Annotated in this window: 19 protein-coding genes and 1 pseudogene; 9 read left to right on the forward strand and 11 right to left on the reverse strand. The window is 56.9% G+C overall.

The window, feature by feature from the left end:
- Window positions 1-183: 183 nt before the first annotated feature.
- Together HX778_RS15855 and HX778_RS15860 are read right to left on the reverse strand one after the other, a co-directional pair.
- Window positions 184-1,077, reverse strand: a complete 894-nt coding sequence (locus HX778_RS15855) for a Kdo hydroxylase family protein (protein WP_176982491.1) — start codon at window positions 1,075-1,077, stop codon at window positions 184-186.
- 312 nt (window positions 1,078-1,389) lie between these two features.
- A pseudogene (locus tag HX778_RS15860) lies at window positions 1,390-1,623 on the reverse strand (GNAT family N-acetyltransferase); the annotation flags it as partial.
- Window positions 1,624-2,043: 420 nt separating this feature from the next.
- On the opposite strand from HX778_RS15860, the gene HX778_RS15865 reads away from it, so the two are divergent.
- Window positions 2,044-2,976: an omptin family outer membrane protease gene (locus tag HX778_RS15865; protein ID WP_038477756.1), complete on the forward strand. Its 933-nt coding sequence runs from the start codon at window positions 2,044-2,046 to the stop codon at window positions 2,974-2,976.
- A gap of 100 nt (window positions 2,977-3,076) precedes the next feature.
- Window positions 3,077-3,502 carry a nucleoside triphosphatase NudI gene (nudI, locus tag HX778_RS15870; protein WP_038477753.1) on the forward strand — a complete coding sequence of 142 codons (426 nt, stop codon included), beginning with the start codon at window positions 3,077-3,079 and terminating at the stop codon, window positions 3,500-3,502.
- 33 nt (window positions 3,503-3,535) lie between these two features.
- Here nudI and HX778_RS15875 read toward each other — a convergent pair whose 3' ends face one another.
- Complete coding sequence (locus HX778_RS15875) at window positions 3,536-5,173, reverse strand: STY4199 family HEPN domain-containing protein (protein ID WP_176982492.1); 1,638 nt, start codon at window positions 5,171-5,173, stop codon at window positions 3,536-3,538.
- 182 nt (window positions 5,174-5,355) lie between these two features.
- Entirely contained in the window at window positions 5,356-6,765 is a 1,410-nt protein-coding gene (locus HX778_RS15880; RefSeq protein ID WP_176982493.1) for a PLP-dependent aminotransferase family protein, read from the reverse strand.
- 176 nt (window positions 6,766-6,941) lie between these two features.
- Between HX778_RS15880 and HX778_RS15885 the strand changes: the two genes are divergently transcribed.
- Together HX778_RS15885 and HX778_RS15890 are read left to right on the forward strand one after the other, a co-directional pair.
- Window positions 6,942-7,115 (forward strand): DUF1127 domain-containing protein, encoded by a 174-nt coding sequence (locus HX778_RS15885; protein ID WP_071842962.1) that lies wholly within the window; start codon window positions 6,942-6,944, stop codon window positions 7,113-7,115.
- A gap of 83 nt (window positions 7,116-7,198) precedes the next feature.
- Window positions 7,199-7,723 (forward strand): GNAT family N-acetyltransferase, encoded by a 525-nt coding sequence (locus tag HX778_RS15890; RefSeq protein ID WP_176982494.1) that lies wholly within the window; start codon window positions 7,199-7,201, stop codon window positions 7,721-7,723.
- A 43-nt stretch (window positions 7,724-7,766) separates the two neighbouring features.
- On the opposite strand, the gene HX778_RS15895 is transcribed toward HX778_RS15890, so the two are convergent.
- The 7 genes from HX778_RS15895 to HX778_RS15925 all read right to left on the reverse strand — a co-directional run bounded on the left by HX778_RS15895 (window position 7,767) and on the right by HX778_RS15925 (window position 16,699).
- Window positions 7,767-8,012 carry a DUF1471 domain-containing protein gene (locus tag HX778_RS15895; RefSeq protein ID WP_176982495.1) on the reverse strand — a complete coding sequence of 82 codons (246 nt, stop codon included), beginning with the start codon at window positions 8,010-8,012 and terminating at the stop codon, window positions 7,767-7,769.
- A gap of 175 nt (window positions 8,013-8,187) precedes the next feature.
- A complete protein-coding gene (locus tag HX778_RS15900; RefSeq protein WP_176982496.1) occupies window positions 8,188-11,178 on the reverse strand; it encodes an autotransporter outer membrane beta-barrel domain-containing protein in 2,991 nt (996 codons plus the stop codon).
- 196 nt (window positions 11,179-11,374) lie between these two features.
- On the reverse strand, window positions 11,375-11,737 hold the full coding sequence (locus HX778_RS15905) for a YibL family ribosome-associated protein (RefSeq protein ID WP_038477738.1): 363 nt from the start codon (window positions 11,735-11,737) through the stop codon (window positions 11,375-11,377).
- 71 nt (window positions 11,738-11,808) lie between these two features.
- Window positions 11,809-12,348, reverse strand: a complete 540-nt coding sequence (gene mtlR, locus HX778_RS15910; RefSeq protein ID WP_008458691.1) for a mannitol operon repressor MtlR — start codon at window positions 12,346-12,348, stop codon at window positions 11,809-11,811.
- Window positions 12,349-12,393: 45 nt separating this feature from the next.
- The gene (gene mtlD, locus HX778_RS15915; RefSeq protein WP_176982497.1) at window positions 12,394-13,542 is read right to left on the reverse strand and encodes a mannitol-1-phosphate 5-dehydrogenase; all 1,149 of its coding nucleotides are present in this window, start codon (window positions 13,540-13,542) and stop codon (window positions 12,394-12,396) included.
- 165 nt (window positions 13,543-13,707) lie between these two features.
- The gene (locus HX778_RS15920; RefSeq protein WP_038477727.1) at window positions 13,708-15,627 is read right to left on the reverse strand and encodes a PTS mannitol transporter subunit IICBA; all 1,920 of its coding nucleotides are present in this window, start codon (window positions 15,625-15,627) and stop codon (window positions 13,708-13,710) included.
- Window positions 15,628-16,099: 472 nt separating this feature from the next.
- Window positions 16,100-16,699: an NAD(P)H oxidoreductase gene (locus tag HX778_RS15925; protein ID WP_176982498.1), complete on the reverse strand. Its 600-nt coding sequence runs from the start codon at window positions 16,697-16,699 to the stop codon at window positions 16,100-16,102.
- A 101-nt stretch (window positions 16,700-16,800) separates the two neighbouring features.
- Here HX778_RS15925 and HX778_RS15930 point away from each other — a divergent pair, with 101 nt between their 5' ends.
- From HX778_RS15930 to HX778_RS15950, 5 genes are all read left to right on the forward strand, one after another.
- A complete protein-coding gene (locus HX778_RS15930; protein WP_038477721.1) occupies window positions 16,801-17,685 on the forward strand; it encodes a LysR family transcriptional regulator in 885 nt (294 codons plus the stop codon).
- 65 nt (window positions 17,686-17,750) lie between these two features.
- Window positions 17,751-18,359 (forward strand): glutathione S-transferase, encoded by a 609-nt coding sequence (locus HX778_RS15935; RefSeq protein WP_176982499.1) that lies wholly within the window; start codon window positions 17,751-17,753, stop codon window positions 18,357-18,359.
- A 69-nt stretch (window positions 18,360-18,428) separates the two neighbouring features.
- Window positions 18,429-19,817: an L-seryl-tRNA(Sec) selenium transferase gene (gene selA / locus HX778_RS15940; protein ID WP_176982500.1), complete on the forward strand. Its 1,389-nt coding sequence runs from the start codon at window positions 18,429-18,431 to the stop codon at window positions 19,815-19,817.
- Entirely contained in the window at window positions 19,814-21,652 is a 1,839-nt protein-coding gene (gene selB / locus HX778_RS15945) for a selenocysteine-specific translation elongation factor (protein WP_176982501.1), read from the forward strand. Before selA ends, selB begins: the two co-directional genes overlap by 4 nt.
- 137 nt (window positions 21,653-21,789) lie before the next feature.
- Window positions 21,790-23,328, forward strand: a complete 1,539-nt coding sequence (locus HX778_RS15950) for an aldehyde dehydrogenase family protein (protein ID WP_061278600.1) — start codon at window positions 21,790-21,792, stop codon at window positions 23,326-23,328.
- Window positions 23,329-23,434 lie beyond the last annotated feature (106 nt).

The following is a 23,434-nucleotide window of genomic DNA, read 5'->3' on the forward strand; positions in this document are numbered from 1 at the left end:
CTATTTAAATTTTACCGCGAACGCTAATGCCATCTTTTTTCGAAGCGAATCTATTGCCTGTGACGGTATATCTATTGCTATTTTGACCCATTCTTTTTGTCAACGCAGACAGTGCTTGTGCGGCGTACGGATGATGCCAATAAAAAAGCCGCCCAAGCGGCTTTTTACACGCGGTCATTATGACTAAACCAGCGGTTTACGCAGCAACCCTTCCAATACCTTCAGCGGTGACAGCTGCGGGTTTTGCATCGAATCCACCGGCAGCAAGAATGTCTGTTCCAGCATAAACTGCCCGCCCATTGCGGCGTGAGGCGTCTGGTCGGAGAAACAGATCCAGCTGCTGCCCGGCGGGAAGTCGATGGCGACCTGCGGCCCCTGCTTCTGATAATCCGCATCGGCCTTCATGGCGTCGTGCATTTGCAGCATCAGGTGGTCGTAATGGCTGCGGCGACTTTTGGTGATGCCAACGGCGTTTTGCAGCCAGCTGCTCACCGGGGAATAGCTTTTTAAACGCGGCAGGAAACGCTCGGCCAGCGTCGGGAACGCCTCGCCCACGCGCCAGCTACGGCTTTCTCCGGCCGGATTAATGTTGGTGAAGATACGCAGAATACGCTCGCCGTAGTTAGGGCGGGACGGGAAGGCGTCCACGTGCAGGCGGCTGTCATCCTTTCGCCAGGAGGTGTTCTGCGTCCACTGCTTAACCGGGTGCAGGCGCAGGCTATTGGTCGGCGTGTGCAGCACCTGCTGGTATTCCGGCAGAAGGCTGGCAATAAGCTGCTGACAGGATTCGTAATGGCGTTTAAGCAGCTCGCGAACCTCTGGCTCTTGCCCGGCAACCGCAACGCCGGTCAGCTTATCTTTCAGCGGCTGATAGCTGATGTTCTTACGTTTCGGATCAACCACAGCCGGGTTCAGCAGCGCCCTTTCCCGTTCGGTGAGCGTGAACGCCAGCTGCGGCAGAAAGATAACTTTGCCCTGCTCCAGGTCGCCAACAACAGATTCAGCTGCGCTATCCTCCCATTGAGAAAGCGGATGCGTCAGGGTCGCGGTATCAAGAGAGATGTTTAAATCTGACATATCAATGTCCTTGCCAATTATCCGGACAATGTATTTAACAGATGAATTTCCGGAACATTTTATTTTAGATAAACGAGTAGAATAACGCCGCCGGAAGACGGTGAATTCATACCTGAAAGGAAGTGAAGCCAGTATAGTAATAATGTAAATTAAAGGTTAAACAAAACCTAAACGCCGCATTGGGCGCCAAATTAAAACGCACAAAATCATAAAGTAACGGCCAGTGAATATTTCGCGCCTCTGACTGAATTTTGCAGCTATACCACGACGTTAAGTCACAAAATAATAATGGCCCGCTAAGCAAGCAGCCCGTTATTTCCATTCGCTGCGTAACAGCGCATAGGCATATACATCCCCCCATTCGCCTTTAAAGAAAATATTCTTGCGAAAGTGTGCTTCACGACGAAAACCCAGCTTCTCCAGCAGGCCAGCTGCGGTCTCGTTCCTGGCATCAACCGTCGCCAGCAGGCGATGGTTGTTGAGGGGGGTGAACAACGGTTCAATCACTGCAGGCAAAGATTCAAAAGCGAAGCCCTGCCGCTGATGGTGCTCATATTGTCAAAAAGAGAGTGAAATGAGTATGCTACGAACGGCCGGGCTTCCATCGCCAAATAATCATTAGCCCGCTTACATATTTAAACCGACCCAACCTGACTTAAGTTAAATTTTCTCAATAAATACATATGACTAGTTATGATATATCCTTGTAACAAAAAGCTACAATTTTAATTTTCTTTAAAATCAAACGATTCACCGCTCAAATATTCACCAGTAGAAAATAATCTTTCCCCTGTCAAGTAACAGCCCATAAAATACGTTTCGTTTTGCCTGGCAAGACAACCTAATAATAATTTTCAACAACATAATTTATCGCGCAACAATAACTCTTTACGGTCTTTAACCTGTCCGTACAGGTTTATTTTTTGCAACACCAAACCAATGTTATAGAAAACAGAACGATACATCATGCACAAGCAAAAATACCTGCCTGCGGCCGCCGCATTGCTGTTTAGCCCGGCGCTGCTCGCTTCAACCAGCTTTAATTTTTCACCCGACGCGGTAACCACCAATATTTCCACCGGTGTTCTAAACGGAGAATCTAAAGAGCTCGTTTATAATCAACACGATGGCAGTAAATTAAGTGAACTGAAATGGAAAATTAAAAATACACCTATTATTAAAGGCGGTATTAGCTGGGACGCTCAGCGCTATATCACTCTCAACGCAAACGGCTGGACAACCTTCGCCTCACGCGGCTCACACATGTCCGACTATGACTGGCAAACGCCAGGCCAAAGCCGCTGGAGCGATAAATCCACCCACCCCGACACCAGCCTGAATTACGCCAATCAGTTCGATCTTAACCTGACCGGCTGGCTGTTAAAGGAACCGGCTTATAACCTCGGCATCGTCACCGGCTACCAGGAAACCCGATACAGCTGGACCGCCAGAGGCGGCTCATACAATTATTTCAACGGCGCGCTTGTCGGTGAATTCCCTGCCGGGAAACCAGGGATTGGTTATAGCCAGAAATTCAGCGTGCCGTACGTTGGGCTGACCGGAAGTTATCGCTATCAGGACTTTGATTTAGCAGGGCAATTTAAATTCAGCCCGTGGGTGAATGCGCAAGATAATGACGAGCATTATATGCGTCAGCTGAGCTTTAGCGAAAAAGGCAATAATTCCAATTATTATGCCGCTACCGTTTCTGCCGGGTATTACGTTACGCCGAATACCCGACTCTATACGGAATTAACGTGGACGCGTTTTGCCGAAGCGAAGGCCTCGACAAAAACCCGTGATAATAAAACCGGGGAAACCTGGTCTCAGGGTGGCGATGCCGCTGGCCTGAGTAACGACAGCTATACCTACGGCGTCGGCATTCAGTATCGCTTCTAAAAGCCTTTTATTGTTGTTGTTCATTGAGGGTCTGCCTACGCGCAGACCCTTTTTCTTATCTGTGCTATAACACGGCGGCTTATTTTTCAGGGAGAAGACGATGCGACAAAGAGTGATTGCCTGCCCGATTATCCAGAATCAGGGCCAATATTTGCTGTGCAAAATGCCGCAAGATCGCGGTGTTTTTCCCGGCCAGTGGGCGCTTTCCGGCGGCGGCATTGAGCCGGGCGAAACCATGGCAGAAGGGCTGCGGCGTGAGATCCGAGAGGAGTTGGGCGAAGCGCTGATTATCTCGCACATCGAACCGTGGACCTTCCGCGATGACGTCCGGGTGAAAACCTACGCCGACGGCAGCAAAGAGCAGGTGTATATGATTTACCTGATGTTTGACTGCGTCAGCGAAAACCGCGAGATAACCATTAACGAAGAGTTTGAGCAGTATGCGTGGGTCAGCCCGCAGGATCTGGCTAACTATGACCTGAACGAAGCCACCGCCGCGACGTTCCGCGATAAAGGCCTGCTGTAATGCATTGGGCGGCCCGAAGGCTGCCCGGTACAACTAGCGCATCGCGTTGTAGATCGCCTGCTGAATTTTGGCGGTCTGCTCATCCACCGGCTCTGTCTCCAGCCCCTGAGCGGTCGCATCTTCAAAACGCTGCTTTTGCGCCGCCAGGCGCATCCGGGCGCGCTCAACTTCTTCCTTCTGGCGCTGTACTGCCGGGGCTGAACTGCAGAAGCTGGCGAGGAATTGCTTCCTCAGCGAAGTCAGCTTTTGCCCTTTCTTCATACCTAGCTCGGTGGAGCCAATTAGCCTGCGGCAGGGCCGGGCCTCATCCATTTGCGGCCGGTATTGCAGCAAAATAGTCAACACATCCCGGTAGTCCGCCGCCAGCGCCTGCTCGGCAAAATAAACTTTCCAGTTCATCCCGCCCTGCATGAAAAGCCGCACAATACGGGCGTCGTTGCGGTTAATCGCCGCACGCAGGTTATTTTCATCCCAGCTGATGCCCATGTTGGCCAGCATATCGCGCGGGCTGTTGTTTTCCGGGCGCTCTTTCTGCTGCACCGGCGTGCTCACAATCGGAGCCGTCACCGTCACTTCTGGCTTTGAAGACATATCGCTTAACAAGTAGAGACCAACCACCGCTACCGCCACAACGGCAATCCCTACCGATGCCCAAAGCGCGGTAGAGATAACGCTGGTTGTATCATGCTGCTTTTTGGCCGCGCGTGGGTCGAAACGCTCGATGGACTCTCTGATCTCTTCCGGGTCACCGCCCTGTGCCGAGTGGTTTTTACGCGCCTGCTCAAGATAGTTCTGTAGCGTGGCGTCATCAGCGTCTAACAAAGCGGAAGGATTAACTTTGGTGCGGCCTTCGCTAAAAGCTTTCTGTACCGGGCCGCTGATTTCACCGAAATAGCTATCCAGCAAAGCCACCTGCACGGTGGACAGCGGCTGCTTGTGCATCAGGTCATTGCGGATTTGCCTGGTGCCATCGAGGAAGATTTGCAGGGTTTTACGCTGGTCGATAAGAAAGCCCAGCTGCGGCGAGTTTTGGTAGATTTTCGCGTAGTGATGGGCGAACTCTTTCTTGTCCACCAGCATCAGCGCCAGCTCGCTAAACTTCATCCCGCTCAGCACGTCGCCCCGTTCGCCTCGCTTCAGCCAGCGGCGAACCTTATCGGCACCAAACTGGTTTTTGAGCTGATTCACCAGGTCAGCCTGGCTTTCCCACGCCTGGTTCACCAGCCCTTTTAGCATCAGTTCAATGGCGCGCATTTGCTGCTGGGCGCCTTTCTGCAGGCCGTCAACATCTGAGGATAACTCGGTGGAATAGCCCAGCAGCGGCTGCTTGAACCGCACATGCTCAAGATAGCTGGTGAAGCGCAGGGCGGCGAGCAGCTGGTTTTGGCTGACCTCCTGCCCGCTCTCATACTGCGGCACCAGCTGCTGCAAATGGCGCAGCAGCAGCGTAAATTGTGAAATCTCGGAGTCGTTAAGATTCAGCCGTTTCGCCACCGCGCCCCAGCTGCCAAGCGCCATACGAGCCTGCTCCAACTGCTGGAAAAACCACTGCGGATCTTTGCCTTCGGCGGCACGAATGTTCAGTAAGGGCAGGATCTGGAGCGAAGCCTGCCGAATAATCCCCAGACACGTCTCAAAGTGCTCCCGCATCTGCAATGTTGCGCTGCTCATGATAGTCCTTTGTCGATGTCCGGCCTTATGCTGCCGAACGCAGAAAAAACTGCTTTTTCCGCCCCAGGCGGCTATTTTTTTATGGTTATTAATGCCAAGGCCAAACTTCGCCATTACAGCCGAGTGTAAAACAGCTAAATAATAATCAATGGCGATAAAAGGAGCGATTTAGTCAGGCATTTTCAAATCTCACAGTCGACGATTTCACCCAACCTTTTGAGGGCAGCCTCGGTGACGGCGTTGCACGGCAAAGAATAGTTCAGCCGCAGGCAGTTACGGTATTTACCGGAGGCCGAAAACAGCGAGCCGATCGCAATATGGATTTTAGCCTCCTTCAATGCGCTGCTAAGCCGCACGGCATCGACCTCTTCCGGGAGTTCTATCCACATCAGGAAGCCCCCCTGAGGCCGGCTGACGCAAATACCGCAGGGGAAATATTGCCGCACGCGACAGGTAAAGACGTCCAGGTTGCGCTGATAGTGCTGGCGCATGCGTCTGAGATGGCGGTGATAGTGCCCGTTGCGAATAAACGCCGCTACCGCCTGCTGAGTGAAGGTGGCGCTGCTGCCTGTGCCGATGTATTTGGAGTGCAGCGTCCGGTCGAGGTAGCGCCCAGGCACTATCCAGCCCACGCGCAGCCCCGGTGCCAGCGTTTTTGAAAACGAGCTGCACAGCAGAACGCGGCCATCAACATCCAGGGATTTGATGGTCATCGGGCGCGGATACTCATAGGCCAGCTCGCCGTAAACATCATCTTCGATAATGGCGATATCAAAGCGCTGCGCAAGGTTCATCACCGCTTTCTTGCGCGCATCCGGCATGATGAATCCCAGAGGATTATTGCAGTTGGCCACCAAAATGACGGCTTTTATCGGCCATTGCTCTAACGCCAACTCCAGCGCCTCGAGGCTCATGCCTGTGACAGAATCGGTAGGGATTTCAACAACTTTAACGCCGTATCCGCGCAGCATTTGCATGGTGCCGTGAAACGACGGGGACTCGACCGCCACAATGTCCCCCGGCTCACACACCGCGCGAATCGCAATCGACAGGGCTTCATGGCAGCCGTTCGTCACCACGATGTCGTCGGCATTCACCACGCAGTTGCTGTCCAGCATCAGGCGGGCAATTTGCTCGCGCAGCGCTTTCACGCCGAACATGCCGTCGTAGCCCAGCAGTTCAGGCTCCTGATACTGCGCGAGCCGCCCCATCTCTCGCCAAAGCGGCTTGATTGTCGACTGGGTAAGGTCCGGCGAGCCGCTGCCAAAAGCGATCACTTCACAGTTCTGCCGGGAGTTCACTAATTCCAGCACCGCATCCCACTGCGTCACTTCGACCGGCCGCTGTACCGGACGCGTTAAACGCGGCACGGGAGGAACCGCTTTGCGCGGCGCAACAAAGTAGCCGGAACGCGGCTGGGGGGAAATCAGCTGCTGATCTTCCAGGACGTGATAAGCCTGCTGCACGGTACTGATACTGACGCCGTGCTCACTGCTCAGGCTACGAACCGAAGGCAAACGCTCCCCGCTTTGATAAAGCCCTTGCTCAATACGCCCGGCCAGAAGCGTGGCGAGATGTTGGTAACGCGTCATGCTGTATCCTCACCGGAAACCATACAGAAGGAAAAACCAATACAGAATGGCGCAATAAATGCCATTCAGCTCATGTTTTAGCCTTTCTGTATGTTAAAGAAAAGTGATTTTTGAATCTGTCTGCTTTTGCCCGCTCGCCGCATGATAACCCCAGAAAAACCGCGAGGAGTGATGCCATGGGCTTTGAAGAGAACCACCACCGTAGGCCGTTTTTTGGCCTGGTCATGCTTTACCAGTATTTTCGTCGTAGCCACCAGCGCCGTCGGACTTTACGCGCCCTGCGCGAACTCAGTCCTGAACAGCTCAGGGATATGGGGCTAACAAGAGATGACTTATCGCGCTGGGATTAACACATAAGCGGGGCCACAAACTGGCGCCGCTTTTTATTTACTGCTATCAAAGAGCATTCCCGGTAAAGACGAGTCAACACACTATGCAACTTCACACCCCTCGCCTGTCACTCAGCCAGCTTACCGAAGCCGACTGGCCGCTTTTTCGTTACCTGCAGCAGCAGCCGGAGGTAATGCGCTACGTCGACGAAAACCGCCCGGAGGAAGAGATCCGCCGCACCTTCGACGCTCGTCTCCCCGAATGGCAGCCGGGCAGCAGGCACTGGCTCTGCATGGTGATGCGGCATCTGAAAACCGGCGTGCCGATTGGCGTCACCGGTTTTATCCTGCGCGAGGACGATATAGCAGAAGTGGGCTTTTTACTCGACCCGTCGTTTCACGGGCAGGGCTACGGCTATGAATCACTGCTGGAGATTTGCGACTTTGCTTTTGCAGAGGCCGGTATCCGCAAGCTTGTTGCCACGGTCACCGCCGGAAATATTCCGTCAAAGAAAGTGCTGGAGAAAGTGGGGTTTCAGCAGGAAGGCACGCTGCGGGAAAACTACTGGCTGAATGAACGCTGGCAGGATGACTGGATTTTTGGCCTGTTGGCGCGAGAGTTCAGATAAAACACGGGCCGCTCGAGGCGGCCCATACTGCGTGATTCAGCGCTTAGTTGTAGATTTCAGCCACGCCGTACATTTTGTTATCACCACCGGCAGAGATGATGCGGATGGATTTCGCCCCGGCCTGCTCGGCTTTTTGCTGCAACTGGTGCTGCAGGCTGTCCAGGTTAGACGCGCCGCTGACCGATACGGTGCCCATTGTCTGGCTGGTAACTGACTGAGTTTCCGCTGCAAAACCGGAGAAGGAAGCGGCGAGAGTCATAACTACGGCAAAATATTTGATGCTTTTCATGATAATTACCTTTGCATTTTGTTTAGTTGGAAGGCTGACTGCCTTCGATGAAAGAAGAATAGCGCCGCACAACTTTTTTTGTTAGCGGAACAATTCGCTTATCTCTTTCAAAAAAACTGAATACAAAGTAACCATAATAAAAGCGACTCCGGCAAAGCCCGGAGCCGCAGGGCGATTACCAGCTCCAGCGCACGCCGACATTACCGGTAACTACCCGCTGGCGCTCGCCGCCGAGATTGGTCAGGTAGCCGGTCGTGGCGTACAGGCTGCCGTTCTGGCTAACCTGCGCCACCAGCCCCGCGCCGATTTGCCCGGCCGTTTGCCCAACGTTGTTGGCGATCGTCGTGCTGTCATCGAAAGCCGTTTCATCATCCTGCCCGAACGTACGCAGCACGTTGGCCCGCAGATAGGGCTTCCAGTTCACGCCGCTCGCCTCAAACGCCCACTGCAAACGGGCCCCAACCCGCCCCTGCCAGGTATTGCCGTTATTCCAGCTCACCTCAGAGACGCCATCATGCAGCGAATCCAGCGAGGTTCTCTGCCAGACCAGCTGCGCCTGAGGTTCAAGCGTCAGCCCTTCACCGAGGGTAACAGGCAGCCCCGTTTCAACGGAGCCGGTAACCGCATTACCGCTGGAAGAGGCGTTCACGCCGTTCACCGAATCCGTATTCAGCCGCAGCGCGCTGCCCATTAACACCGCGTCCGTATACCAGCCGGAAGCGGCAACCCGGGTCCAGTACGCCCCATAGTTATAGTTGTTCAACTGCAATTTCCCGACGCGCGAGCCCTGTTTCGCCAGCGCAAAACCATCGACGTCGCCGGTCGCTCTGGAGAAGCCGAACAGCACACCGGCATGATGAGTTGCGCCATTATCTTCGGTTGCGGTATACAAATCCTGGCCCAGCTGCAGCCCCCACAGCGTACCGTTGAACGAAGGATTAACGTCCCCGCTTTGATGAATATCCGCATGGCTTCCCCAGCTTCTGGCCCAGAAAGCCGGGGCTTTGTTATCGCCGTTTAGCAGGCTCTGTTCGCCCTGGCGGTCGTGGAAGGTGTCTATCTGCTGCAGGTTGAGCTGGCGGGCAACCGAGGGCGCTTCGGCGTACAGCGCGACTTCTGGTCGATAGACGTTCACCGTCTCATTGCCGTGCGAAGCATCCACGATGGACTGAGGCGTTTCTTCCGCCGGGGTGACCGACGTTGTCGAATCTGGCACCACGGAATTACGCAGATACCAGCTCCCGCCGCTGCCGTCAGAGACGCCGCCCCTGGCGAGATAGTAGGAATACGCCCCGGCGCTAACTGTGCCGCCCGAAAGCTTGAAGGCGTTTGCCGAGCTGGTCGCGCCGTTGGTGGTCTGCACCACCTGAATACCGTCTATGGCAGTTTGCGCCCCGGCCCCGCCAATATTAGTGACCTTCAGCGTACTGCTGCCGGAAGCGCTGCCGCCGCTCACGATCAGCTTGTCGGACGCGGCTCCGTCGCCCGCCAGCACCGTGTTCAGCGCAATCACGCCGTTTTGGCCGCTATAGTTACCGGCTACGGTCAGGCTGTTCCCCACGCCGCTGCCGCCCAGCTGCACAAATCCCGCGTTGGTCAGGTTACCGTTAATCTGGAAATTGCCCTGTGGACCAGCAGAAAGCGACGACAGAGCATTGGCCGCTCCCAGCGTTCCGCTGTTAGTCACGTCGCCATTTACCGTGCCGTAGCCGCCAAACGTGGCTCCGGCCGCAACGGTAGCGCCGCTGGCAAGGGAAGCCGAAGCGTGTGAGCTATCGCCGACGATAAGCGTCCCGCCATTGACGACCGTCCCCCCGGTGTAGCTGTTCACGCTGTTAAAAAGTAACGTCCCGGTCCCTGCTTTTTCTACCGCACCGCTCCCGCTTATCGTGCCCAGATACTCGCCCTGATTGTTTTGCAGGAAGCGCACCAGCCCGGTGTTGCTCACAGAAAGCGGCAGATTGGTTGAGTTTGCCTGCAGCGTCGCGCCGTTGCTTACCGAAGCCGTCACGGAAGCCGTACTGGTACCGAGCGTGCCGGTGAGATCCAGCGTTCCGCTTTGCACGAGGGCGGTGGTGAACGCACCGGTGCCAGCCCAGGTCCAGTCGCTGCCCGTCATCGTCAGCGTCTGGAAGTTGGTAAAGGCGCTAGAGGCCGTTCCCGTGCCTTCAAGCGTCACGCTGTTGTTACCCCGTCCGCCGTCAGAAAGACCAACAATCTGCGACCCTGTCTGCAGGATCAGCGAAATGCTGCCGTTGCCGCTGAGAATTGCCGTGCCGCTTCCGCCCTGAATCAGCCCGGCATTGGTAATGGTGATATTGCCGTTGGTGGAGCGAATACCGATCCCGTTATTGCTGATAATCTGCCCACCGGCCAGGTTATTGATCGTGGTGTTAAAGCTGCTGCCGAGCGTGTTCGCCACCACGCCATCCACGCTGCCGCTGGAGGACGCCGTGCCTTTGGCCTGAATCAGCCCGCTGTTATTTAGCGTGGCGTTGTTGCCCTGTAAAAACACCGTGGGCGCGTCCCGTCCGGAAGTGGTCAACGTCCCGCTGTTGTTCACCGTGCCGCTGCCCCCCAGCAGCGAAATCGCCCTGGCGTTATTCCCCGATGTGGAGATCGTCCCGGTATTCGTGATGGTATTTCCCGCCGCGCCAGGATTGCTCTGCCCCCAGGCGGCGGTCATGCCGTAAGAGTTGTTGCCGCTGGTGGTGATGGTGCCGTTGTTGATCAGCGTATTGTTATTGCCGTTGGCCGCCATGCCGTCGTTGTAGGCCCCGGTAGTAGTCAGCGTGCCCGCCGCGCCGTTAGTCAGCGTATTGTCGTTGTTCAAGCCAAGCAGCAACGCCCCACGGTTCGCTACGCCCGTACCGTTGCCGGTGAGGGTAAGCGCCCCGTCGTTGTTAATCACGCTGTTGCTGTCCACGGAGAATGGCGTCGCCTGGGTGGGCAGCGAGTAGCTGCCGGTGGCGGTTGAGTCGAGGTTAATCGTGACGTTGCTGCTGCCCGCAGTGGCTACAACGGGCGCCATGCCCGAGCCGCTGCAGGTCACGGTGTCCCCGGTGTTCGGCGTTTGCGACGAACAGGCGGCGGAGGCTGAAAAGGGAAGCACGCCGGTGAAACCGGCCAGACAGACGGGAACCAGAGTCAAAACCTTATTTTTCATACTTACTCTCACTGCAAGAAAGTTAAACCAAGGTTTAGCGTTCCCTGCGGCCTTGTCGCGATTCGGGCAAATTGTCCATTGGAAGATTTGGGGCAGGAGAAATCCTCACCCGGCACTTAACTATAGAGCCGGATGGAGATTTAAGAGGCTGATGAGGCAGGTTTTATCGGTTTATTTCACCGAAAAGAGAGCGCGGTCAGAATTCAGTGCGGGAGAAGCCGGTCATCTCGGTCAACTCCATTTCACGGCCCAGGGCGGTCATCGGGTGGACAATCACCAGGCCACGAACGGTTTTCTTGAGCTTGCCCATATCGGCCTGCTCTTTTTTGGTAATCGCACGCTTGTACGGCAGCGCCATCAGCTTCTGCGCTTCTTTGCTCAGCTTCTGGTTACGTACCGCCTGGAGGCGAGCGATTTCAATTTCCAGCTTCTGCCGCTCTTTTTCCAGCTCGGCATATTTTTCCGCTTCGTTGATCAGGTGCAAATCTGGCATTTCGTGGCGGATAGCGTCCAGACGATCGCTAAGGCGTTTAATTTCTGATTTTTCGATTTCTTTCATTTTGACTTACCGTGAATAAAGATGGCTTGCTGGCAAGGATACACGATCCTGAGGGACAGGGCGAAAGGCGGCTATTTTTGGAAGGCTTTTTTTAAGCTGATCCGGGAGATCAGCTCTGTCAGGGAAAGTACCATCGTGGACCGGACTATCTGCATGTAGCGCTGACGCTGCATCGCCAGCAGCTCCGGATCGCTGCCGTCAACGAAGGTCGGCGTCGGCGGCAGCGCCGTGACGCAGTGCAGCTCGCCGAACGGGCCAAGCATTTCGTCATCGGTGAAGCTGTACTCGTTGCCGTCATGGTTTAGCTCTTCGCGCAGCGCCATCAGCAGCTCGCAGTCTTCGTACTCAGCGCGGTTCAGCACGCCCAGCCCGTAGATAAGCTTCAGCCGTACCGAGAGGTCGCCCAGCGGCCCGTCGCCGTCCAGCAGCGGCTCTACCGCATATTTCACCGCGTAGTCGTCCTTGCGGAACACCTGTAGCACCAGGATATTTACCGCTTCGGTTAACAACTCGACGGCAGCAATCAGCAGGCTTCGTACGGTTTTGCCGGCATTCAGTCGCTCAAGCACGCGGTTTTCAAAGGCCTGGGTTTCTTCCATTTTTGCCTGCATCACTAAACATGTTTCAGGCGCGGCATCCACCGCGCCTGCATAGGGTTACGCTATGGCGTTATACGCCTTCACCGCCTCGGTCACGGCTTCGCTATTTGCATCCAGACCGGACACTTCCGCCAGCGCGGCCTGCGGGCCCTTATCAGCCAGCAGCTGCTTCAGCTCCTGAGCCTGCGGGTCCTGCTCGCTGTGGTAGTGCATTGCCGCCGCAATCCCTTTGATCAGGTTCACGTGCGGTAAGCCGTACTCAATGGTGCCGAGCAGCGGCTTGACGAGGCGATCGCCGGCGCTGAGTTTGCGCAGCGGCTGACGGCCAACGCGCTCCACGTCGTCCTTCAGGTAAGGGTTTTCGAAACGACCAAGGATTTTCTTGATGTACGCGGCGTGCTTGTCGGCTTCAAAGCCGTAGCGCTTAATCAGCACCGCGCCGCTCTCTTCCATCGCCCCTTTCACTACGGCGCGCACTTTCTCATCAAGAATCGCATCGCGGATAGTCTGGTGCCCGGCCAGCTGACCGAGGTACGCGGTTATAGCATGCCCGGTATTCAGCGTGAAGAGCTTGCGCTCGACAAACGCCATAAGATTATCAGTAAGTTCCATGCCAGGAATGTTCGGTAGCTCACCTTTGAACTGGGTTTTATCAACAATCCACTCGCTAAAGGTTTCCACGGTCACTTCCAGCGGGTCGTTGGTGGCAGACTCGGACGGTGGAACGATGCGGTCAACCGCAGAATCGACAAAGCCAACGTGCTGCTCAACCCACGCCCACGCCTCAGCGGACAGCGCTTTTTTCACGTGCTCTTTCAGCTGGCTGGTGCCGCGCACCATGTTTTCACAGGCGATAATGTTCAGCGGCGCGTCGTTGCCGTTGGCGCGACGCAGCTCCAGGCCTTTAGCAAGCGTTGGCGCGATGCGCTCCAGCACAACCGGGCCCACGGCGGTGGTGACCAGGTCTACCTGAGAGATGAGCGCGACCACGTCGTCGCCGATGCTGCTGACGGCATTCACGTTGGAGACGGTATCAATCTGCTGCTGCTCGCCCACTACGTGAACCTGGTAGCTGTGACGCGCGTTCAGCGCATCCAGAACCACCTGGTTTACGTCGGCAAAAGTCAGCTGCAGACCGGCGTCTGCCAGCAGTTTACCGATAAAGCCACGACCGATATTACCTGCACCAAAATGTAATGCTTTCATTGCGTTAACCTTCCTGATTATTTCACCCGTGAGGGCTGGGGTAAGGATACTGTATGCGAATCCCCTCACCCTAGCCCTCTCCCCAAGGGGGAGAGGGGATAATGCTTTGCACCTGTTGTTCCCCCTCGCCCCTCCGGGGAGAGGGTTGGGGAGAGGGGCAAACCCTTATTTCTTACCGGCCAGCAGATCCAGCACTTCCTGGACGCTGGTGGTGTGCGCCAGGCGCTCAATGACCGACTCATCATCCAGCGCGTTGGTCAGGCTGGTGATCACCTGGATGTGCTCGTTATTGCGGGCCGCAATACCGATAACCAGGCGGGCAATGTCTTCCGGCTCTTCGCCGAAGTGCACGCCTTCAGGGTACTGGCAGAACACCACGCCGGTTTTCAGCACGCGGTCTTTCGCTTCCACGGTACCGTGAGGAACCGCGATACCTTCGCCCAGGTAAGTTGGAGTCAGTTTTTCGCGCTCAAACATTGCGTCCACGTATTCCGGCTGCACGTAACCACCGTTCACCAGCTGCTCACCGGCAAAGCGAATCGCTTCTTCTTTGGTGCTGGCTTTCAGGCCGAGGAACACGTTACCCGCGCCCAGCTTGAAGACGCCTTCTTCGCTGGAAACAAAGCTGTCTTCCAGGCTGTGCATCACCTTCACTTCTTTGTCGCTCAGGTTCTGAGAGGCCAGCAGACGCTCAACCAGGTTGGCGTACAGGCTGCTGTCGAGGAAGTTGGTCAGGGAGATATGCTGCGCCTGTGGCACCTGGCGCATTGCACGCTCGGTCAGGTCGCGGTGGGTAATCACCAGGTCAACGTCGTCCGGCAGGCTATTGATAGCGCAGTTGGTCACGGAGATATTTTTCAGGCCAGCATCGCTCACTTTCTTACGCAGCACGCCTGCACCCATGGCGCTGGAGCCCATACCTGCGTCGCAGGCTACGATGATTTTACGCACGTGGCTCAGGTCGTTAGACAGACCAGCACCTACCGCCAGCGGCGCTGCGCCACCTTTGGATTCAGCCTTCATTTCCTGCATACGGCGAGCCGCAGCTTCGATGTCGTCTTCTTCTTTCACTTTGCTGGTTTTCAGCAGGATGGCGGAGACCACGAAGGAAACAACCATTGCCGCACAGATAGCCGCGATGTTAGCGAAGTACGCGCCTTTCGGGGTCATCGCCAGAACTGCCAGGATAGAACCCGGGGAAGCCGGAGACACCAGGCCGCCGTTCAGTACGGTCAGGGTGAACACGCCGGTCATACCGCCGAGGATAACGGCCAGGATCAGACGTGGGTTCATCAGCACATACGGGAAGTAAATTTCGTGGATACCGCCCAGGAAGTGGATGATAGCCGCGCCGCCCGCAGACTGCTTAGCGTTACCGCGACCGAAGAACATGTATGCCAGCAGGACGCCCATACCCGGACCCGGGTTCGCTTCAATCAGGAAGAAGATGGATTTGCCCAGCTCGTGGGACTGCTGAATCCCCAGCGGCGAGAAGATACCGTGGTTGATGGCGTTGTTCAGGAACAGGATTTTCGCCGGTTCTACGAAGATGGACGCCAGCGGCAGCATGTCATGCACAACCATGAAGTTAACGCCCGCCGCCAGAATTTTGGACAGGACTTCAACCGCAGGGCCAATACCCATGAACGCCAGAATCGCCAGGATCATCCCGATGATACCGGCAGAGAAGTTGTTCACCAGCATTTCAAAGCCGGATTTGATTTTACCGTCGACCCATTTGTCGAAGTGCTTGATTGCCCAGCCGCCCAGAGGCCCCGCAATCATTGCGCCGAGGAACATCGGCATGTCAGCCCCGACGATAACGCCCATAGTGGTGATAGCACCCACTACGCCGCCGCGGTCACCGCCAATCAGGCGACCACCGGTAAAGCCGATCAGCAGCGGCAGCAGGTAAGTGATCATCGGGCCTACCAGCTTCGCCAGCGTTTCGTTTGGCAACCATCCGGTAGGAATAAATAAGGCCGTGATAATACCCCAGGCGATAAACGCCCCGATATTTGGCATAACCATATTGCTGAGGAAACGACCAAAGCTTTGCACTTTGATCTTGATATCGGATGACATACACATACCCCTTGTTGGTGTTCCGCGCTGAAAAGCAGCCCGAGGTTTATTGTTAACGTAGCGGCAGGGTCGCCGGCCTTATGCAGTAAGTGACGCGAATCTGGCACTGAATCGTTAAGCTGTCCAGCCAGCGCCCTATTATGTGACTCAGATCACTAATAATCGGGGATCACCCAGCCACATTGAGTGATGGTGATCACATAATGGTTGTGTAAAAAAAGTACACCGAGGAATTTTTAACCCTGATTGACCTTTTAATGTGACTAACATCACATTTAGTTATGACGTCTTTGTTATTTATTTGTGATTTACATCACAAAGTATTTTGAGGGGGACTAATCCTAATGTGATCCAGTTAAAATCTGGGCGTTGACAACATAAGAAGGGCAATCACGGGATGAAAGTAAATTACAGCGAGGCGGCGGGTAAAAAGCGCGACGTTGAATGCCGCGCTTGTGTGAAGAATGAAAGGTTATTGAGCTAAGTCCGCGACAATGCCGCGCGCCTGAGCAAACAGCTGCTGGTAATGGGCATCGCTATCGCCAATCCCCTCTTCCACGCCGATGGTGTTATAGAGGAAATCGATTTTTGCATCCTGAACGCCCAGGTAGCCCATCGACCCGTCGATAAAATCGGTCATGTTCTTTTCCCAGCCGTACTTCACAAAACCTGCCTGCGAGCCGCCGACCAGCGCCACCCAGCGGATTTTCTTATTCCCCAGCGTGCCGCCCGGCCCGTAGCCCAGGCCGTAGTTCCACACGCGGTCCAGGTAGCCTTTCAGCATGGCCGGGAAGCTGTACCACCACACTGGGAACACCACGACCACGGTGTCTTTATCTGCTAACTCGCCAAACAGGCGGTGAACCTCCGGGGAATACTGCTTCTGCGGGTTGTTCCAGTCCGGCTCGTCGTCCACGCCAAGCGAGGGATTAAAGCCGCTGCGGTAAAGATCGAACGAAGAGACGTTAATGCCGCGTTCCGCCGCCTCGCCCTGAATTTCCTGTACCACCTGCGCGGTTAATGAGTCGCTGCGCGGATGGGCCCAAACGATATACATATTCTCTGATTTCATGGAGTTATCTCAGCCTGTTGGGAAGTAGCCACCACTTTACGGCCGCTGGATAATTCTGTAAAACGTAGTATTTGAGATGAGTTAATGAAGGATTTTCACTAATGGCGCTGAATTTTTCCGACTTCGCGACCTTTATCGCCGTGGCGCGACACAAAAGCTTTCGCGCCGCCGGCGACGAGCTGGGGCTTTCTCCGTCGGCGATCAGCCACGGCATCAAACAGCTCGAGCAGCGCCTGAAAATCCGGCTGTTCAACCGCACCACCCGCAGCGTGTCTCTCACCGAGGCTGGCGCTAACCTTTACGAGCGCCTGCGCCCGGCCTGTGACGAAATTCATACCATCCTCGACGAGGTGAACTCGTTTCGCGACACGCCGATGGGCACCCTCAAAATCAACAGCTCACGGCTGGCTGCACGCACGGTTTTAATGCCGCTGGTGGCCGGATTTATCCGCCGCTATCCCGACATCAAAGTGGAAGTCACCACCGACGACAGGCTGGTGGATATCGTGAAGCAGGAATATGACGCCGGTATCCGCCTGATAACCACGGTGGAAAAAGACATGATTGCCGTGCCGATTGGCCCGAAGGCAAAGATTTGCGTCGTCGCCACGCCGGAATATCTTGCGAGCTACCCGGCTCCGGCTCATCCCCGCGAGCTGGTCAATCACTGCAGCGTTATTTTCCGCTATCCAAGCGGCCGCCCCTACTACTGGGAGTTTTACGGGCCGGAAGGCAAACTGGAAGTGACGCCGTGCGGCAATATCGTCGTCGACGATCTCGACTCCGAGCTGGAAGCGGTGCTGTGCGGGGCGGGCATTGGCTACCTGTATCAGCAGCAGGTAGAAGAGCATCTCGCAAGCGGCAGGCTGGTTTCGATGCTGGAGGAGTGGCTGCCCGACCTTCCACCGTTCCAGTTCTATTACCCAGGCCGCCAGTACATGCCCAGCGCGCTACGCGCCTTTGTCGACTACATAAAAGGGGCGTAGACTTTTTCAGCAATGTTGGGTATCTGTTTCATACTTACCTCAAGTTGGCAAAAACGGATAATGTCATGAAACTGATCGGCAACTATACCAGCCCCTTTGTTCGAAAGATCTCGGTCATCCTGCTGGAAAAAGGCCTTAGCTTTGAGTTTATTAACGTCAACCCGTGGACAGGCGACAGCCCGGCCCCGCAGTACAACCCGCTCGGCAAAGTGCCGGCGCTTATCACCGATGAAGGCGAGCGCTGGTTTGATTCGTCGATCATCGCCCAATACCTCGAGCTGCTGAACATCGCGCCAGAGCTTATCCCGCACGACCAGAAAGCGGCGCTGCATGTACGCCAGCTTGAAGCATTATCCGACGGGATCATGGACGCGGCGTTAACTTCCGTGCGTGAAAAACTGCGCCCGGCGGAACAGCAGTCTGAAGAGGTGCTGATCCGCCAGCGCGAGAAGATTGGCCGCGCCCTCGATCTATTGGAAGAATACGCCGCCGACGGCACGCTGACCGCCGAGCCGCTTAATCTGGCCAATATTTCTGCCGCCTGCGCGGTGGGCTACCTCAATTTCCGCCGCGTCGCGCCGGGCTGGTGCGTCAATCGCCCGCACCTGGTCAAGCTGGTCGAACAGCTGTTCCTGCGCGAGAGCTTTGCGCGTACCGAACCACCCGCGGCATGATCTGCTGCCAGGACAGGGGACGTTGTCCCCTGTAATATTACTCACAAATTTCCTAATCCAGTCCCTGCCATGACGACAGCTCAAACACTTTTTAGCCATCTTCCGGCGACCGACCGCCTGCTGCGCGATGCCGCCTTTACCGCCCTCCTTGCCGAGTTCGGCCACACCCGCGTGGTGGCAACGCTGAGAATGCTGCAAAGCGAAGCGCGCGAGCACATTCGCACGGCGAGTAAGCTGCCGGACTGGAGCGAGGACTGGGCAAAGAAAACGCGTGACGTGCTCGAGGCCAGCCAGCGCAGCGCTCTGCTGCCGGTTTTCAACCTGACCGGCACCGTGTTGCACACCAATCTCGGGCGTGCGCTACAGGCCGAGGCGGCCATTGATGCAGTAAGCGAAGCCATGCGCTCCGCCGTAACGCTGGAATATTCACTGGACGACGCAGGACGCGGCCACCGCGATCGCGCCATCGCCGATCTGCTTTGCGAGCTGACCGGCGCGGAAGATGCCTGCATCGTCAACAACAATGCGGCAGCGGTGCTGCTAATGCTGGCGGCCTGCGCAGTCGGCGGCGAAGTAGTGGTTTCGCGCGGCGAACTGGTGGAAATTGGCGGCGCGTTTCGCATTCCCGACGTCATGCGCCAGGCAGGCTGCACGCTGGTTGAAGTCGGCACCACCAACCGCACGCACCTGAAAGACTACCGCGCAGCCGCGAGCGAAAACACCTCGCTGCTGATGAAGGTGCACACCAGCAATTACCACATCGAAGGCTTCACCAAAGCAGTTAGCGAGGCCGAGCTGGTTACGCTGGGCAACGAACTCAACCTGCCGGTCGTCACCGACCTGGGCAGCGGCTCGCTGGTAGATTTAAGCCTGTGGGGCCTGCCGCCGGAGCCGATGCCGCAGCAGCTGATTGCCGACGGCGTGAGCCTGGTGAGTTTCTCCGGCGACAAACTGCTCGGCGGCCCGCAGGCCGGGATCATCGTCGGCAAAAAGGCGCTTATTGAACGTATTCAGAGCCACCCGCTGAAGCGCGCGCTGCGCGCCGACAAAATGACGCTGGCGGCGCTGGAAGCCACGCTACGGCTGTATCAATACCCGGAAACGCTGGTGGAACGCCTGCCAACCCTGCGCCTGCTAACCCGCAGCGCCGAAGACATCCATCTGCAGGCCAGCCGCCTGCGGCCCGCATTTGAACAGCGTTTTGGCGAGCAGTTCGATGTGCGCGTTGAAGCGTGCCTGTCGCAAATCGGCAGCGGCTCTTTGCCCGTTGACCGCCTGCCTGGCGCGGCCCTGACCTTCACGCCGAAAAACGGACGTGGATCAACGCTTGCCTCACTGACGCAAACCCTGCGCGAGCTTGAAAGGCCGGTTATTGGCCGCATTGCCGATGGCCGACTGTGGCTGGATTTACGCTGCCTCGAAAACGAAGCGCTGCTGCTGGAGGGCATTACCCTGTGATTATTGCCACCGCCGGGCACGTTGACCACGGCAAAACGACCCTTCTCCAGGCGCTGACCGGCGTGAATGCTGACCGCCTGCCTGAAGAGAAAAAGCGCGGTATGACCATCGACCTCGGCTACGCCTACTGGCCGCAGCCGGATGGCCGTGTGATTGGCTTTATTGACGTGCCAGGGCACGAAAAATTTCTGGCCAACATGCTGGCGGGCGTCGGCGGCATAGATCATGCGCTGCTGGTCATCGCCTGCGACGACGGCGTGATGGCGCAAACCCGCGAGCATCTGGCGATTTTACAGCTGACGGGCAACCCGCAGGTAACCGTCGCGCTAACCAAAGCCGACCGGGTGAGCGACAGCCGCATTGCAGAAGTCCGCGATGAAGTCGCCGCTCTGCTGGGCGATACTTTGGCCGCAATCTTTGTGACCGCCGCCACCAGCGGTGAAGGCGTAGAAGCGCTACAGCAGCATCTTATCGGGCTAAGCGAACGTCCTCATGCCACCTCGCACCGCTTCCGCCTCGCCATCGACCGTGCTTTTACGGTTAAGGGCGCAGGCCTTGTGGTGACCGGCACGGCGCTGAGCGGCGAAGTTAACGTTGGCGATTCGCTCTGGCTGACCGGCGCGGATAAACCGATGCGCGTGCGCGGCCTTCACGCCCAAAACCAGCCGGTTTCCAGCGCGATGGCCGGGCAGCGCATTGCGCTGAACATCAGCGGTGACGCGGAAAAAAACGACATCAGCCGGGGCGACTGGCTGCTGAGCGAAAAACCTCTGCAGCCGATTGAGCGCGTTATCGTCGAACTGCAAACGCTGCAGCCGCTCCAGCAGTGGCAACCGCTGCATATTCACCATTCCGCACGTCACGTAACCGGGCGCGTTTCGCTGCTGGAAGGCAACCTTGCCGAACTGGTGCTGGATGTGCCGCTGTGGCTGGCGGACAACGACCGCCTGGTGCTGCGCGACATCAGCGCCCGCACCACGCTCGCCGGTGCCCGTGCCGTGCTGCTCAATGCCCCACGCCGCGGCAAGCGCCAACCCGCTTTCCTGAGCTGGCTGGCAGACCTGGCAAAAGGAGCCGATGACCCGCAGGCGCTGGAAGCACATCTGGCTCGCGGAGCCGTGCTGCTCAGCGAATTTTCCTGGGCACGCCAGCTAACAGCGGAAGGTCTTCAGGCTCTGCTCGATCAGCCGGGTTATCTGCAGGCGGGCAATGCGCTGCTAAGCCCGGATGTGGCCGCTCTATGGCAGCAAAAACTGCTCGACGTGCTGGCACGCTACCACCAGCAGCATGACGATCAGCCGGGGCCGGGCCGTGAACGCCTGCGCCGCATGGCGCTGCCCGCGGAAGACGAAGGCCTGGTTCTGTCGCTTATCGAAAGAATGCGCGCTGAAGGCCTGCTGATAAGCCGCCAGGGCTGGCTGCACCTGCCGGGACACGAGCCAGGTTTTTCTGCCACGCAGCAGGCGGTGTGGGACAAAGTAGACACGCTACTTGGCGACGAGCCCTGGTGGGTTCGCGACCTGGCTAAAGAAACCGGCGAGGAAGAACAGGCGATGCGTCAGCTGCTACGATCCGCCGCCCAGCAGGGGCTGGTCACCGCGATTCTGAAAGATCGTTATTACCGAAACGATCGCCTGCAGGCGTTTGCCGATCTGATCCGCGAGTTGGATCAAACTCACGGTGCCACCAACGCCGCCGACTTCCGCGACAGATTAGGCGTAGGCCGCAAGCTGGCGATTCAGATCCTGGAATATTTCGACAAAACCGGCTTTACCCGTCGGCGCGGCAACGACCACCTGCTGCGCGACAAGGCGCTGTTTACGCCTTCGCGCTAATCCCTCCTGCCGGAGAAGAGTTATTTCCCTCTTCTCCGGCGTTAATCCGTGAAGCACGTCGTAAAGCGGGCGGGAATCGGCGAAGAAACAGCCAGCCCGAACTACCCTTGTGGATGAACCATCACAAGGAGACGGCTATGACAAATAATCCTCCCGATACCCGTATTATCCCCGGCGAATATGGTTTCCCGCTAAAACTTAAACCCCGTTACGACAACTTTATCGGCGGCCAATGGGTTGCCCCGGTTGGCGGTCAGTACTATGAAAACCTCACCCCGGTGACCGGCCAGCCGCTGTGCGAAATCGCCAGCTCCGGCAAGGCCGACATCGACCTGGCGCTGGATGCCGCCCACGAAGCTAAAAAAGGCTGGGGGCAGATGTCCGTGCAGGAGCGCGCCACCATCCTGCTGAAAATTGCCGACCGCATGGAGCAAAACATCGAGCTGCTGGCTACGGCAGAAACCTGGGACAACGGCAAACCGATTCGCGAAACCAGCGCCGCCGACGTGCCGCTGGCCATCGACCACTTCCGCTACTTCGCCTCCTGTATTCGTGCCCAGGAGGGCGGCATCAGCGAGGTGGATAAAGACACCGTGGCCTACCATTTCCACGAGCCGCTCGGCGTGGTCGCACAGATCATTCCGTGGAACTTCCCGCTGCTGATGGCGAGCTGGAAAATGGCCCCGGCGCTCGCGGCGGGCAACTGCATCGTACTGAAGCCTGCGCGACTGACCCCGCTCTCCGTGCTGCTGCTGATGGAACTGGTTGGCGACCTGCTGCCGCCGGGCGTGGTTAACGTGGTGAACGGCGCGGGCGGCGAGATTGGCGAATACCTGGCAACCTCGAAACGCATCGCCAAAGTGGCGTTTACCGGCTCCACCGAGGTCGGGCAACAGATCATGCAGTACGCCACCCAGAACATTATCCCGGTCACCCTGGAGCTGGGCGGCAAATCTCCGAACATTTTCTTTGCCGACGTGATGGAAGAGGAAGACGCCTTCTTCGACAAGGCGCTGGAGGGCTTTGCGCTGTTCGCCTTCAACCAGGGCGAGGTCTGTACCTGCCCGAGCCGCGCGCTGGTGCAGGAGTCCATCTACGAACGTTTCATTGAGCGCGCGATCCGCCGCGTAGAAGCCATTCGCTCCGGCAACCCGCTGGACAGCCGCACCCAAATGGGCGCGCAGGTGTCGCAGGGGCAGATGGAAACCATCCTCAACTACATCGACATCGGCAAGAAAGAAGGCGCGGACGTGCTGACCGGCGGGCGTAGAAAAGCGCTGACGGGCGACCTGCAGGCGGGTTACTACCTCGAGCCGACCATTCTGTTTGGTAAAAACAACATGCGTGTATTCCAGGAGGAAATTTTCGGGCCGGTGCTCGCCGTCACCACGTTTAAAACCGTGGAGGAAGCGCTGGAGCTGGCGAACGATACCGAATACGGTCTGGGCGCGGGCGTCTGGAGCCGCAACGGCAGCCTGGCCTACAAAATGGGGCGCGGTATTCAGGCCGGGCGCGTGTGGACCAACTGTTACCACGCCTACCCGGCACACGCGGCGTTTGGGGGCTACAAACAGTCCGGGATCGGGCGCGAGACCCACAAGATGATGCTGGAGCATTATCAGCAGACCAAGTGCCTGCTGGTGAGCTATTCCGATAAGCCGCTGGGCCTGTTCTGAGGATTGCCCCTCACCCTGGCGGGGCTAAGCCTTAGTCACAAATACGTTCTATGAAGGATCGGCTAAGGTTCCGTTCACTTCCAGCCCTGGGTCGGAGAGAAAACGG

This window comes from Cedecea sp. P7760, from assembly GCF_013386425.1.
Taxonomy (GTDB): Bacteria; Pseudomonadota; Gammaproteobacteria; order Enterobacterales; family Enterobacteriaceae; genus Cedecea; species Cedecea selenatireducens.

Bases quoted from the DNA above. Each gene is read 5' to 3' on its own strand.
- mtlR (WP_008458691.1), bottom strand. From the start codon at position 12,348: ATGCAGGCAAAAATGGAAGAAACCCAGGCCTTTGAAAACCGCGTGCTT.
- HX778_RS15875 (WP_176982492.1), bottom strand. From the start codon at position 5,173: ATGAGCAGCGCAACATTGCAGATGCGGGAGCACTTTGAGACGTGTCTG.
- HX778_RS15925 (WP_176982498.1), bottom strand. From the start codon at position 16,699: ATGAAATCAGAGAATATGTATATCGTTTGGGCCCATCCGCGCAGCGAC.
- HX778_RS15880 (WP_176982493.1), bottom strand. From the start codon at position 6,765: ATGACGCGTTACCAACATCTCGCCACGCTTCTGGCCGGGCGTATTGAG.
- mtlD (WP_176982497.1), bottom strand. From the start codon at position 13,542: ATGAAAGCATTACATTTTGGTGCAGGTAATATCGGTCGTGGCTTTATC.
- selA (WP_176982500.1), top strand. From the start codon at position 18,429: ATGACGACAGCTCAAACACTTTTTAGCCATCTTCCGGCGACCGACCGC.
- HX778_RS15950 (WP_061278600.1), top strand. From the start codon at position 21,790: ATGACAAATAATCCTCCCGATACCCGTATTATCCCCGGCGAATATGGT.
- nudI (WP_038477753.1), top strand. From the start codon at position 3,077: ATGCGACAAAGAGTGATTGCCTGCCCGATTATCCAGAATCAGGGCCAA.
- HX778_RS15935 (WP_176982499.1), top strand. From the start codon at position 17,751: ATGAAACTGATCGGCAACTATACCAGCCCCTTTGTTCGAAAGATCTCG.
- HX778_RS15920 (WP_038477727.1), bottom strand. From the start codon at position 15,627: ATGTCATCCGATATCAAGATCAAAGTGCAAAGCTTTGGTCGTTTCCTC.
- HX778_RS15905 (WP_038477738.1), bottom strand. From the start codon at position 11,737: ATGAAAGAAATCGAAAAATCAGAAATTAAACGCCTTAGCGATCGTCTG.
- HX778_RS15890 (WP_176982494.1), top strand. From the start codon at position 7,199: ATGCAACTTCACACCCCTCGCCTGTCACTCAGCCAGCTTACCGAAGCC.
- HX778_RS15885 (WP_071842962.1), top strand. From the start codon at position 6,942: ATGGGCTTTGAAGAGAACCACCACCGTAGGCCGTTTTTTGGCCTGGTC.
- HX778_RS15855 (WP_176982491.1), bottom strand. From the start codon at position 1,077: ATGTCAGATTTAAACATCTCTCTTGATACCGCGACCCTGACGCATCCG.
- HX778_RS15930 (WP_038477721.1), top strand. From the start codon at position 16,801: ATGGCGCTGAATTTTTCCGACTTCGCGACCTTTATCGCCGTGGCGCGA.
- HX778_RS15895 (WP_176982495.1), bottom strand. From the start codon at position 8,012: ATGAAAAGCATCAAATATTTTGCCGTAGTTATGACTCTCGCCGCTTCC.
- HX778_RS15865 (WP_038477756.1), top strand. From the start codon at position 2,044: ATGCACAAGCAAAAATACCTGCCTGCGGCCGCCGCATTGCTGTTTAGC.
- HX778_RS15900 (WP_176982496.1), bottom strand. From the start codon at position 11,178: ATGAAAAATAAGGTTTTGACTCTGGTTCCCGTCTGTCTGGCCGGTTTC.